This window comes from Shewanella baltica, from assembly GCF_900456975.1.
Classification (GTDB): Bacteria; Pseudomonadota; Gammaproteobacteria; order Enterobacterales; family Shewanellaceae; genus Shewanella; species Shewanella baltica.
This window is the reverse complement of sequence record NZ_UGYM01000002.1, coordinates 258,526-270,850: the sequence shown is the minus strand read 5'-3', so window position 1 is coordinate 270,850 and position 12,325 is coordinate 258,526. Positions and strand designations below refer to the sequence as shown.

9 protein-coding genes and 2 pseudogenes are annotated in these 12,325 nt (G+C 46.7%); 6 read left to right on the top strand and 5 right to left on the bottom strand.

All coding sequences use genetic code 11. The features are described from left to right. Nucleotides 1–39 precede the first annotated feature (39 nt). A pseudogene (locus DYH48_RS01215) lies at nucleotides 40–2,853 on the top strand (mechanosensitive ion channel domain-containing protein); the annotation flags it as partial. Between the two features lie 19 nt (nucleotides 2,854–2,872). Here the strand turns inward: DYH48_RS01215 and DYH48_RS01210 are convergent. Further along, nucleotides 2,873–4,089, bottom strand: a protein-coding gene (locus tag DYH48_RS01210) for an IS3 family transposase (protein WP_086014843.1) whose coding sequence is annotated in 2 segments (ribosomal slippage) — nucleotides 2,873–3,741 and nucleotides 3,741–4,089 — 1,218 coding nt in all. Because the reading frame shifts where the segments join, the coding sequence is not laid out codon by codon here. Between the two features lie 54 nt (nucleotides 4,090–4,143). Here DYH48_RS01210 and DYH48_RS01205 point away from each other — a divergent pair. Both DYH48_RS01205 and DYH48_RS01200 read left to right on the top strand, forming a co-directional pair. After that, a pseudogene (locus DYH48_RS01205) lies at nucleotides 4,144–4,551 on the top strand (mechanosensitive ion channel family protein); the annotation flags it as partial. Nucleotides 4,552–4,565: 14 nt separating this feature from the next. Continuing rightward, nucleotides 4,566–5,288, top strand: coding sequence for a glycerophosphodiester phosphodiesterase (locus tag DYH48_RS01200; RefSeq protein ID WP_115333835.1), 723 nt, complete (start codon nucleotides 4,566–4,568; stop codon nucleotides 5,286–5,288). A gap of 20 nt (nucleotides 5,289–5,308) precedes the next feature. On the opposite strand, the gene DYH48_RS01195 is transcribed toward DYH48_RS01200, so the two are convergent. Further along, nucleotides 5,309–5,641, bottom strand: a complete 333-nt coding sequence (locus DYH48_RS01195; RefSeq protein ID WP_006080036.1) for a DUF3392 domain-containing protein — start codon at nucleotides 5,639–5,641, stop codon at nucleotides 5,309–5,311. Nucleotides 5,642–5,735: 94 nt separating this feature from the next. Between DYH48_RS01195 and DYH48_RS01190 the strand changes: the two genes are divergently transcribed. After that, the gene (locus DYH48_RS01190; protein ID WP_115333834.1) at nucleotides 5,736–6,671 is read left to right on the top strand and encodes a D-2-hydroxyacid dehydrogenase; all 936 of its coding nucleotides are present in this window, start codon (nucleotides 5,736–5,738) and stop codon (nucleotides 6,669–6,671) included. Between the two features lie 123 nt (nucleotides 6,672–6,794). Here DYH48_RS01190 and DYH48_RS01185 read toward each other — a convergent pair whose 3' ends face one another. Beyond that, on the bottom strand, nucleotides 6,795–8,369 hold the full coding sequence (locus DYH48_RS01185) for a methyl-accepting chemotaxis protein (protein WP_115333833.1): 1,575 nt from the start codon (nucleotides 8,367–8,369) through the stop codon (nucleotides 6,795–6,797). A gap of 261 nt (nucleotides 8,370–8,630) precedes the next feature. Here DYH48_RS01185 and DYH48_RS01180 point away from each other — a divergent pair, with 261 nt between their 5' ends. Then, on the top strand, nucleotides 8,631–8,822 hold the full coding sequence (locus DYH48_RS01180; RefSeq protein WP_006080031.1) for a bacterioferritin-associated ferredoxin: 192 nt from the start codon (nucleotides 8,631–8,633) through the stop codon (nucleotides 8,820–8,822). 327 nt (nucleotides 8,823–9,149) lie between these two features. On the opposite strand, the gene DYH48_RS01175 is transcribed toward DYH48_RS01180, so the two are convergent. After that, nucleotides 9,150–9,806, bottom strand: a complete 657-nt coding sequence (locus DYH48_RS01175) for a thiopurine S-methyltransferase (protein ID WP_115333832.1) — start codon at nucleotides 9,804–9,806, stop codon at nucleotides 9,150–9,152. 102 nt (nucleotides 9,807–9,908) lie between these two features. Next, nucleotides 9,909–10,250 (bottom strand): hypothetical protein, encoded by a 342-nt coding sequence (locus DYH48_RS01170; protein ID WP_106651699.1) that lies wholly within the window; start codon nucleotides 10,248–10,250, stop codon nucleotides 9,909–9,911. Between the two features lie 249 nt (nucleotides 10,251–10,499). On the opposite strand from DYH48_RS01170, the gene DYH48_RS01165 reads away from it, so the two are divergent. After that, nucleotides 10,500–12,308: a protein kinase domain-containing protein gene (locus tag DYH48_RS01165; protein ID WP_115333831.1), complete on the top strand. Its 1,809-nt coding sequence runs from the start codon at nucleotides 10,500–10,502 to the stop codon at nucleotides 12,306–12,308. Nucleotides 12,309–12,325 lie beyond the last annotated feature (17 nt).

Sequence of the window (12,325 nt, the reverse complement as noted above, 5' to 3'; positions counted from 1 at the left end):
ATATGGAGCGTCTTTCGCCCCTAAATGTCTTTAGCCCATATGCCACGTATTTTATTGTTCGTTATTGCTTTTTTCTCATTTTCCGTCCTAGCCAATTCGCCTTTGCAGTTGGACAAACGTCTTGGCATGAACAAGCAAGATCAGCAACAAAATCTCAGCATTGATGAACAAATTAACGACCTAAAAATTAACATAGAGAAGCTCGCCGCCAGTGCGACCAGTTTCCAACAGGCGCAGATCGATTTTGAACAACACAAGAAGCGCACCAACCAAGCGCTGAAAGAAGCCTATAAACCTCTATCACTGGAAAAAGGCACAGACCTCAGCCAGCAAGCTTCTATGGCCTATATTCGTTTGTCTGAGCTTAAAGAAAGCGAATCTACCCTTGGCCGACAAGTAAACGATTTATTACAGCGCCACAACGACTTACCTACTGTGATCGCCAGCGCGAGGCAGAGTGTCGCCCAAAACAAAAAGGCTGAACTCGCCCCACTTGATACCCCAACGGGTGAGTTACAACAAACTCAACGACTCTTCTTTGAACAAAGCCTTGCGACCAATGAGGCTGAACTCGCCAGCAGCCAAAAACGCATTGAACTGACGCAATTACAATTACAGCTAGTACGGCAACAACTGGTGCAGCAAGAAGCCTTGATTGAAACCATCAACAAGGCGATCAATAAACAACGTCAGCAACAAACCGATGCCACTTTAGCCAAAAACTTAGTCAACACGGGCAAAGTCGTCGATCCTATTACCCGCAACATTGCCGACACTAACCAGATTTATGGCCAAAAACTGCAAACCTTAACCTTGCAGATCAACAATGTGGTCGAGCAACAAGAGCAGTCGGAAACTCAATATCAATCCCAAGCCAAACAGTTGGCGAACATCCAAGAACAGATCACTTGGGTCAAAATGAACTCCGCCTTTGGTGAGCGCTTTTTGCAGATGTTGCAATCGCTACCTAAGCCGCCAAACCACGAAAAACTGCAAACCCTGATCGCCGATGCGCGCTTAGACAGATACCATTTAGAGCAGCAACAAGCCCTCAATGATCAAGAGTTAGAACAGCCCGGCTTATACAATGAGCAGCAGATTAAGCTACTGCACTCCCAGCAAAGTTTGATCTCGCAGTTGATGCAAAGCTATGACCAATACTTGAGTGAATTAGGCAAGTTGAAGGTCAACTATCAACAACTGAGTCAGCAACATCTCACCCTTAAAAACACCCTAAACGAGCATTTATTCTGGGTGCCTAATGCTGCCAGTATCAGTAAGTTATGGTTAACCGACCTTGAACGCAGCGCGGTTTGGCTAGTGCAGCAAGCGCAGTGGGATGAGCTGGGTAAAGCGTGGGAAGAGCAAAACGATTATTGGTCTTGGTGGATCATATTGCTGGTATTGTGTTTAGTCGTACAGGACTTAATCACGCCTAAATTCAATCGCTTGCTAAATCATTACACCACTTATGTGGGCAATGTGACCCAAGATAAATTCATTTACACCCTCAAGGCACTCGCCTGCAGTGTCAGTTATGCCTTGATAAAACCCTTCCCAGTGATCATGGCGGGATTGATTTTTTATCAATCCGATCGCAACTTTGTGCAAGCAGTGGGCATGGGCATACTGGCGATTGGTTTAGTTTACCTCTTGTATCGCTTCATCTTTATTCTGACGCTCGACAAAGGCGTACTTGTGGGCCATTTCAAACGTCCCTCGAAACTCATTCAAGCCGGACAATCACGACTCAGACACTTTGTGCTGGTCGCCAGTCCATTATTGGGCTTGATGGGCTTTACCGAAGTGCTCGACACCTCACTGGTGCGCAACAGCATAGGCCGTGGTGCCTTTATTGTTTTCTGTATCGTTTTATTCTTGTTATACAAAGACATCTTAATTCTTAGCCGTAAAAACTCGGATGCCAAGAAAGACGGTAAAAACAAAAAACTCATTCAGAAGATCCTCTGGACCTTGCTGATTTCTGTACCTTTGTTGAGTGCCGGATTAGCCTTTAGGGGTTACTACTTCACCGCTTTCCAAATGCTGTTACAACTGCAATTGTCGATCGTACTTGGTCTCGGTTTCTTGCTGTTATACCAACTGATCAAACGCTGGATGTTGATTGAACGTCGTCGTATCGCCTTCGATCGCGCTAAGGCAAAACGTGCCGAACGCTTAGCACAAAGGGAAAAAGGTGAAACCCATCATCTCTCCGCCGATGGACTCGATACCTACGAAGAACCCGTGGTCGATCTGGAAACCATTTCGAGCCAATCCCTCGGCCTAGTGCGTTCGCTGTTGTTATTGGCCTTTTTAGCCAGCTTGATTGGTCTGTGGACTCAAACCCACACGGCGCTGTTTTCTTTCCTCGATGGCATTACGCTGTGGACGACCAATACCAGCGTTAATGGCCTAGAACAACAGTTGCCCATTACCATGAAGTCCTTGATGTTTGGGCTGATAGTGGTCGGTTTCTCGCTGATGATTGCTACCAATCTCCCCGGCCTACTTGAGCTAATGATCCTGCAAAGGCTCGATCTCTCCCCCGGCACAGGGTTTGCGATCACAACCGTCAGTCGTTATCTAGTGGTTTTCCTCGGACTATTAATCGGCTTCTCTAATCTCGGGATGGAATGGTCTAAGTTGCAATGGCTGATTGCCGCACTGTCGCTCGGTTTAGGTTTTGGTTTACAAGAGATTTTCGCCAACTTTATTTCGGGTTTGATCATTTTGTTTGAAAAGCCAGTGCGGATTGGCGACACAGTGACGATTCGCGATTTAACGGGAACCGTGAGTAAAATTCAAATTCGGGCGACAACGATTATCGATTGGGTGTCTCGTCCTGAAATAAGTTGACACTTATTTCTACCTAAAACGCCTGATGAACCTCATCGGGCGTTTTATATTTTAAGGCCAAATGTGGCCGTCGTTGATTATATATGGCGACCGCTTCTGCCACCATCTGTCGCGCCTCCTGCAGCGTTGCTGGCTTATGTGTTAAAAACTCCTGCTTCAATATGCCATTTACGCGTTCTGCTAATGCATTTTGATAGCAGTCATATCCGTCTGTCATTGAGCATGTCACACCATGATGTGTGTGAACCGCTTGATAAGCGTTTGAGCAGTATTGTATTCCTCGATCTGAGTGGTGTATCAGCGGTTTATCTTTGTCTTGCCGCTGCCTCAGTGCCTGTTTGTACGCTGTTAGCACACCATCTGTTTTGAGATTATCATCAACATGATAGCCCACGATTTTTCGTGACCAGGCATCGGTCACCAGGCTTAAGTAGGCTTCATTATTTTGCAGTGGCAGATAGGTAATATCAGCCACCCAGACTTGCTCTGAGCGAGTGATGTCCACTTGTTGCTCACTGGGCTTAAGCAAGTTGGGATGACACCTAAATCGATGATGACTGTGAGTCGTTTTGTGGTACGCCCGTTTAGGTGCGACCAACAAACGATGCGCTCTGAGGCTGCTAAATAACCGGTCTCGCCCAATCACTATTTGATGTGATTTATTCAGTAAATACTGCAACTTGCGTGTACCTATTCGTGGTTGAAATAACCGTTCATATTGCACCGTTTGCAACACGTGTTGCTCCCTCTGCTCTGATACTTTTTGCCGCTGACATTGCTGATAATACGCCTGACGGCTAATCCCGAGGTAGCGACAGCATTGGGTGACGCGATAACCTATGGCCGTTTTTTCCTGGAGCGTTTCGCTCGTGGCTTTTTTACGACAGAAATCCCGTAGTCAGTTCTAAGTTTTTCGACAATGGCTTCGAAGAACGCGGCTTTCATGCGGGTATCTTCAAGTTCGGCTTCGAGTGCTTTTATCTTTTGCTCGGGAGTGAGTGTGGTGGGCTCAGTCATTAAATGTCCTCGCATTGATGTAGATGGTGTTCCTTGGGACCAATCCAGTTTTCCATGTTTGCGAAGCCAAACTAACACGGTGGAACAACCTTGAATACCGTACTTGTCTTGGGCCTGCTTATAAGTCAGCTCGCCTTTTTCCACTTGGTCGACAACGGCCAATTTAAAAGCGAGGGAATAATCACGTTGAGTTCGTTTAATTGTTGAAGTCATTACACTCTCCAAAATGAGTTTGAAAAGTGTCAACGCTATTTAGGACGGGTCAGGGATAGAAAAGAAATCATCATCCCGAACAAGGCCTTTATCACAGAGCAGTTGATCAACTGGTCTTTGTCAGATCCTATTACGCGGGTCATTGTTTATGTGTCGGTGGCGCGGGATTCAGACCCTGCCAAAGTTGAAGCGACCCTGTACCAAGCGGTGCAAGAGTGTGAAGATGCACTTGCCAGCCCAGAACCTGAAGTCTGGTTTGCAGGCTTTGGTAAACACACCCAAGATTATGAAGTGCGCGCCTATGCGAAAGATATGTCGGCACGTTGGCCACTGCGCCATGATTTACATAAACGAGTGACTAAAAAACTCAAAGAAAACAATCTCGAACTCGCCTATCCGCAGATGGAAATCCATATTAAGAATGGTCAAAGTCGAGAGCAACAAGGCATTATTAGAAGCTAATAGGATCGCAGAACATGCTTATTTTTGCTCACCGCGGCGCCAGCGGTTATCAGGCCGAAAATACCTTAGCCGCCATGGCTAAGGCGTTAGAATTAGGGGCTCAGGCCGTCGAGCTCGATGTGCATAATGTCGAAGGTGAGTTAGTCGTGTTCCACGACCGAAGGCTTGATAATAAAAGCTCGGGCTCTGGCGTGATCCATTTAGTGAGTAAGGATTATCTGGCGAGCATCAATGTGAAAGGCGAACCCATACCAACCTTATGGCAGGTACTTGAGCTGATTGCGGGGCGCTGCATAGTCAATATTGAATTAAAAGGCATTAATACCGTCACGCCGTTAATCGATTTATATCCAAAGGCCTTGAGTCAGCTTGAGTTTACCCAGGAGCAGTTACTGATCTCCTCCTTTAATCACCCCTATCTGCGCGAACTTAAACAAGCTTTGCCCGAGGCTTTAGTCGCGCCGCTGCTGGCCAGTATTCCACTTGATAATGCCGCGGTTGTCAGTGAGCTAAATGCTTACTCGCTGCACTTAGATCTCAGCTTTATCAGCCAAGCCTTAGTGGATGACGCCCACAACAGAGGCGCTAAGGTTTATGTTTATACGGTCGATCATAGCGACGATATTCATGCACTTAAGCAGATGGGCGTCGATGGCGTGTTCAGCAATTATCCCGACCGTGCCATGCAAGCCTTAGATCAAGTGGCCACGGCCGATTACTGTGGTTACTTTGAATAACGACAGCCTTGATATCGATATTAAGCTTGGCTATTTCGCTGAGCCCAATAGCCGATAAAAATAAACATGGCCACAATTAACAGAAACATCCAATGGGATGGCATAGCCACTATGTGTCTTGCCACCCAAGGTGTGGCTTTCACGATCAATAGGCCATAGCCAAAGGCATTCACAATAATAAAAACAAATGTTCGCAGCACAAAAGAATGCCCCAACAAATGACGCCTTAGGATACGATTGACATCCGCTGAAAAAACCAAAATAAGACACACCACCATAGCGGTAGCAATATCAAAAGCCCAAGGGCGAAGCATGTTACCCAACTGGGCAATAAGGGCGACTAACTGATCCATAATGACTCAACCTAAAAAGATGCTGCACAATCCCTCGACGTGGCCGCGACAGCACATTGAAAAATAACAATAACCAAGCATAAAGGGAGACGCCATGGGGCACAAGTTACTCTTGCTAACGAAGGCAAATCAACAGTATCGCGATTTGATTGAGGCGCAGGAACTCCCTGATTTAGAGATACTCGACGATAATCCAGCGGGCATAATTGAAGCGGATATTTGGTTAGCCGAACCTAAACTCGCCGCGCCCCTATTACCCCATGCTAAAAATCTGCAATGGTTACAATCAAGCTTTGCAGGCATAGATGCTCTGATGAGCCCAAGGGGCAGAAAAGACTATCAACTCACCAATATTAAAGGCATTTTCGGCCCGTTGATGAGTGAGTTTGTGTTCAGTTACTTACTCGCGCATATCCGTGGCCATGGCTTTTATCGCCAGCAGCAACAGCAAAAACAGTGGCAAGTTCAACCTCCCATACGTCACACAAGTTTACAAGGAATGCGATTGCTCTTACTTGGTACTGGCTCAATTGCCCAGCATCTAGCGCAGACGGCAAAACACTTTGGCATGCATGTCACAGGGATCAATCGTAGTGGTAATACCGTTGAAGGTTTTGATGCTATTGAAGCGATGACCAATTTAGCCCAGACGTTGATGCAAACCGATGTGGTGGTCAATTTACTGCCCAGCACTCCGGCAACCCAGAACCTGCTTAACGCTGAAACCTTAGGCAGACTAAAAGATGATGCAGTGCTGTTTAACGTCGGCCGCGGTGATGCACTCGATCTCGATGCGCTTAATGTCCAGCTTATCGCTAAACCTGCCCAACAAGCGATTCTCGATGTTTTTGCTCAAGAACCTTTGCCCAATAGCCATCCCATTTGGGAGCGGGAAAATGCCATCATTACGCCGCATATTTCTGCGCCAAGCCATCCCGCACAAATCGTCGAGATTTTTAGCCAAAACTATCGCCGCTACATTAGCGGTGAGCCACTGCAGAATCGAATCGACTTTAGTAAGGGCTATTGAGTTAGCGCTCAGGAATTGATGCCAAGAGCAGAAATGAAGTTAGAGAATTGAAATTGAGTCAGGGAGCAGAAAAAGCAAAGGCAATAGTCAGACTATTGCCTTTTTATCTTAAGTTTTAGGTGATTACACCCTAAAGCTGCGCTTTAAGAATTGATCAACCAAGACTGAGTGAGAATCCATCTCGCGAGTCACTTCATCGTTCAAGCCGACCATTTCACTGCCAAGTTGATGGCTAGAATGGGTAAATTGCGACACATTCACCACGCTGCGATTCATCTCATTTGCCACACTCGATTGTTCTTCAACCGCGCTGGCAATATGGTGTGTCATATCGGTAATGGTCGAAATGGCCTCACGAATCGTACGCAATGCCGTACCCGCTAAATCCGCCGTTGAAATGCATTGGGAAGCGGCAACCACGCCTTGCTGCATGCTGACCACAGCTTTATTGGTCCCCTGCTGCAACAGGTTAATCATGCTTTGGATTTCCTTGGTGGCATCGTGGGTACGTTGCGCCAATGCCCTAACCTCGTCAGCAACAACAGCAAAACCACGGCCTTGCTCACCCGCACGCGCCGCTTCAATCGCGGCATTTAATGCCAGTAGATTCGTTTGACCCGCAATACTCTGAATGACATCTAGCACAGTGCCGATATCTTTACTGTGGGCTTCTAACTCAGTAATAACCTTCGACGTTTGTTGCAGTTGCTCCGCCATAGCTTGAATCGAGCTAATGGTGCTCGACACGGTTTTATCACCATTGATGGTTTCAGCTGATGCCATTTGCGTGGCACTGGCGGCATCGGCACAATTGGAAGACATATCGCCTAATGTGGCGGTCATCTCCTGCATCGCCGTAGCAACTTGTTCTATTTCAGATAATTGAGCCTGACTGGTACTCTGAATTTGTTTACCCTTGGCGGCAGATATTTTGGCCTGTTCAGACACGTTATAACAGGAATCCGATGCACGCCCCAGAATCGACTTAAGCTCAGAGGTCTGCATTTGGAGCGCCAAATCAATCGAGCCAAGATCATCAGAGCTTCCACTGTAAATATGCGCCATCAAGGGGTTATCGTAGATATGCTTTGCCTTAGCCACTATCGCGTAATAACGACTCAGCACCAGATTACCGCCCACCAGCAATACTAGGATGCTTATCGCTAGGGCAATAAAGCCCATTAAGCCAATTTGCAGAGCAAGGTAAAGCATCGGCAGCATGGCAAGTAGGGCTAGTAATAGCAATTTGGCGGGCATGCTCACTGTACGTTTTAACGCACTGACACTGCCCTTTTTGTTCAGCTCTGCATAAGCCGTTTCTGCACGTTTAACCTGCTCGCGGGTAGGTTTAGTGCGCACAGATTGAAACTCGACGACTTTGCCATTAACTGAAATCGGGGAGACATAGGCATCAACCCAATAGTGATCGCCATTGGCACAGCGATTTTTCACTATCCCTTTCCAAGGCTCACCTTTTTTGATGCAGCGCCACATATCTTCAAACGCATGGGGAGGCATATCTGGATGACGCACCATGTTGTGGGGCTTACCTAACATGGCATCGAGTTCAAAACCGGCAACGGTACAAAAGGATTGGTTGGCGTAGGTAATATGACTTTGAGTATCCGTGGTCGACAATAAAATCCAATCCGCTGGATAATCATATTCTCGCTGTGTAACTGGTAGATTAGTTCTCATGAAACCTTATGGATCTTTGATTAATTCTTCGTTATTCATCCATGAGTTATCCATCCGTGAGGCATCATCACCCTGACTCTATATTCCTGAACCTACTTCTAAAACTGCCTAGCAGTGTAATGCTAAAACACATCTAGCATAGACGATAAAACGTGCGCCATGTAACAAAAACGTTAATGTATGAAAATCACTCAAAAATCATGATTGCATTTGATAAGCGTTTTCATTTAGAATTAGCGCAATTCCTTTGGAGACTAATATATGTACGTTTGTCTTTGCCATGCGATCACCGATACGCAAATTAAAAATGCAGTAAGCCAGGGCGATAGCTCGCTTGCTGACGTGAAAAAGCGCTTAGGTGTTGCCGATCAATGTGGCAAGTGTGCAAGAATGGCGGTACAGATCATCCAGAATCAATTAGAGCGTGAGCCTAATTATTACGAAGTCGCGTAAATTGAATCGCGAATAGGGTGGTAAGGGGAACTCGCTAACGAACACACTTTCGACAAGCTAAAACCACGCTGATTCAAGCAAACTCAATCCAGCTAAAGCAAACTCAATCCAAAAAGTCCCGCGACAACAAAGCTTTCTATCCGTCACTTCGTCTTAAATAGTTTTGCCAGTTTAGAGCGTCACTTCGTCTTAAATAATCTTGCCAGTTTAGACTTTAGATATGATGTTTTAATGACAAGCCCCCACTGAACTCCAAGCTCGAAAGCCGCGAATAATTCAATGGGGTTGCAGATCCACTTTCGAGCCAATTCTACTTACGTTTCAATCCTACTTACGTTTCAACAAATAGGCGGCTTCATTAAGCCAAGGCACGGCTTTTTTAATAAAGCGGGGATTGTCGGCCAACACATCTTGGGAGGCTAATACTTCAATGTCAAAGTCATCACTCAGATGCTGTTCAACCCAGGTTGGGGATACGGCGAAAGGAGGGCCAATTAAGGCTTCCTGCGGATAATCTAAGGTCACTAATAAGCCGACACTGCCACTAGGTAACAAGCTCGCGAGCTGCTTGGCATATTGTGCACGCATGCACTCTGGCCATGCGATCAACGCAGCGCGATCATAAAATGCTGTCACTTCTTGAGTGATAGCCTTAGGTAAAGTGAAAATATCACCTTGATACAAACTGATCTGCTCAGTGTGATAATGCTGATGCTCACCCACGGTCGTTTGCGTCATCTCGAGTTGGATATCGCTGAAAAATTGCTGCACCGCCAATTCATTCAACTCACAACCTATGACCTGATGCCCTTGTTCGGCCAAGAAACACATGTCTAGCGACTTGCCGCATAAGGGCACAAAAACCTGTGTATCTGCGGGTAATCCAAGCTTCTGCCAATACTTAACGAGGAAAGGATTGATGTCTTGCTGATGAAAACCTATTTGCTGCTGGTGCCACTTTTCATGCCAAAAACCGGGTTCCATGGGTGTATCTCTATTCGCTAAAGTTGTCCTTACTCTAATGACATTTTAAAGCGGATGCAAAGCTCCCTGCCATTCGACAAACTCAGCAATGTAAAGACTCACTTACTGATCTAACGTGGCTTGCACTTTACGCAGCCAAACACAGTTATCACATTGACATTGACGGCGTGATAAATGGTGCGGGCTTAACGATGAGTCAATAAAATCCACGGCGATCAACAACTGCTGTTTTAACTCGGCAATCGATTTTTCGTTCACGGCCACCAGCTCGTCGTTCTGGTTCATCCAGATACATTCCATGCCCTGATGACAAGTTAAACATTGCTCGTCGCTATCATTAAAAAATACCGCATGTGGGCAATGGGTCACTTCCATTGACTGCAAAATTCGCTTACGCGGATATTCCAATAGCTCGATCAACAAGGCTTTATATTGGGTGGGCATATGCCCTCCTTAGCTGCACTTTGTCTGTAGGTTAATTAACAAAAACTGATTCCATCTCATGTCCCAAAGATTACCTATAGTCGCGAGGATTTAACTTGATGTAAGTCAAAGTCAGTGACGAAATGATCGGTTAGGTAAACCTCGCCTGACGCTGATCACTAATGCCGCTCTGAATCCTAAAATAAAGCCAGCCGCTATTTGATTATCGCCCCCGCTTACTGGTTAAATGGACAAAACAAGGAGCACAATTTGCAAACACCTCAGCTGCAGCATTTTTATATTTCTGAAGAGCAATCCATTTACTTGCTCAAAGCCAATGATGCCCGTAAACACAAGGCGTGGATCCGCCTCTGTAAACAGCAGCTGAGCAAGTTAGGTTATACCGATATTGAATTGGTCGGCAAAGGCGCCTACGGTTTCGTGTTTGCGGGTATCAATCAAGCGGGCGATGCCCATGTGTTTAAGTTCTCGCGGATTAATCTGCCGCAACATATTCAAGATAGGCTCGAAGAAGAAGCCTTTATGCTGTCCTTACTCAAGCATCCCAATGTGCCGGGCGCGATCAAATTTGAGCGAGTCGGCAAGCAAGGCATACTCGTGATGGAGCGGGCAAAAGGCGAAGATCTCGACCAACTTTGCCGCCGTATGGGCGCCCTGCCCACAGCTATGGTCATGAGCATCGCCCGCCAACTCGCCGATATCTTGTATTACCTGCGCACGGGCAAGCCCTTAGTGCACGGCGATATCAAACCTTCTAATCTGGTTTACGACATTGAACAGCAACACTTATCGTTGATCGATTGGGGATCGGCGGTGTTTGCCCAGCGAGATGAATATAACAAGCCCGTCGAAGACAATGTGATGGCGTTAATGTCGAGCGATCAACAACATACCAACGCCCGCATGGGCGATGTGTACTTTATCGGCGAAGAGCAACTCAATGGGGCACTCTCCAGCCCGCGCTTTGACGAACAAGGCGTTGCTGCAACTCTGTATGCTCTTGCCTCAGGCCAAGCAAGCCGCTTCGGCGCACAAGTTATCTCGCCCACCAGCATTGGCTTACCAATGGAATTAGCCCGTACCTTAGAGGGCATGCTCAGCACAGATCCTAAGCAGCGCAACATTGCCGGCGATTACTTTTTGAAAAGTATGCGCCACAGCCACAGACTGCATTTACCAGAACTGCCCAAAGCTGAGTTACAGGGTGAAATTCCTGTGTGGGTGCAATCCCGCGACAAAGATGTTGAAACCGTCAGCTACAGCTCGCGTAAGTCCTTTTTGAAGGAACATAACGCCCAAGATCCTATCGCTAAGATGGATGATATTCAGCTCGAAAAATATTACCGCAACTTCCTCGCGGGCATGGGCGATACCGAAAAAGGTTTTATCGCCGCAGTGGGTCGGTTAGCGCAATATCCAATCGTGGGCGGTCTCGCGATCCACTGGCAAGAAACCGGCGTGTTTATCGACTCCAATCTTGCGATTTACGATGCAAAACAAAAAAGTGCCTTAATTATTGCGGTCAACAATATGGTAGATCTGGCGCGGGGAATTAAACGTATCGGGGTGTTTAAGGCCTGTTTCTTTAACGCCAAAGACACGCTGCATATCGAGCGAACAGATATCAGCGAGCCGTTTGTTGCCAGCGCCGATCTGCAATTGCCCTTTGAAGTCGGTGATGTGCCCACCTTAGAAGATAAGTCACGGTTACACTCTTACTTTGAAGACGGTAAAGATCCCGACGAAAACCTCGAATTGCCGCTGGAGATCATGGAAGAATTAGCCCGCATCAACCAAATTCACCACACAGGCTGCATCATTTTTGAGGCACTGCCGAATCACTTGAAAATCCACAGTTACTTGAAGCTGCTCAACCCCCGTAAGCAAGCGGCGTTTCGCGCCAGTCTAGATCGCATCTTGCATCATGTCGGCAAAATCCAAGGCCACGGCGTGTCGGGCTTTATGAAACTACCCTACAAAAACACCCGCCGCTTTACCCATCTAGAGCGTAAAGCCGATCACTTTTATCCGAAAAATCCAAAAGAAATAGGCGCCTAATGGCGCCTATATTCATC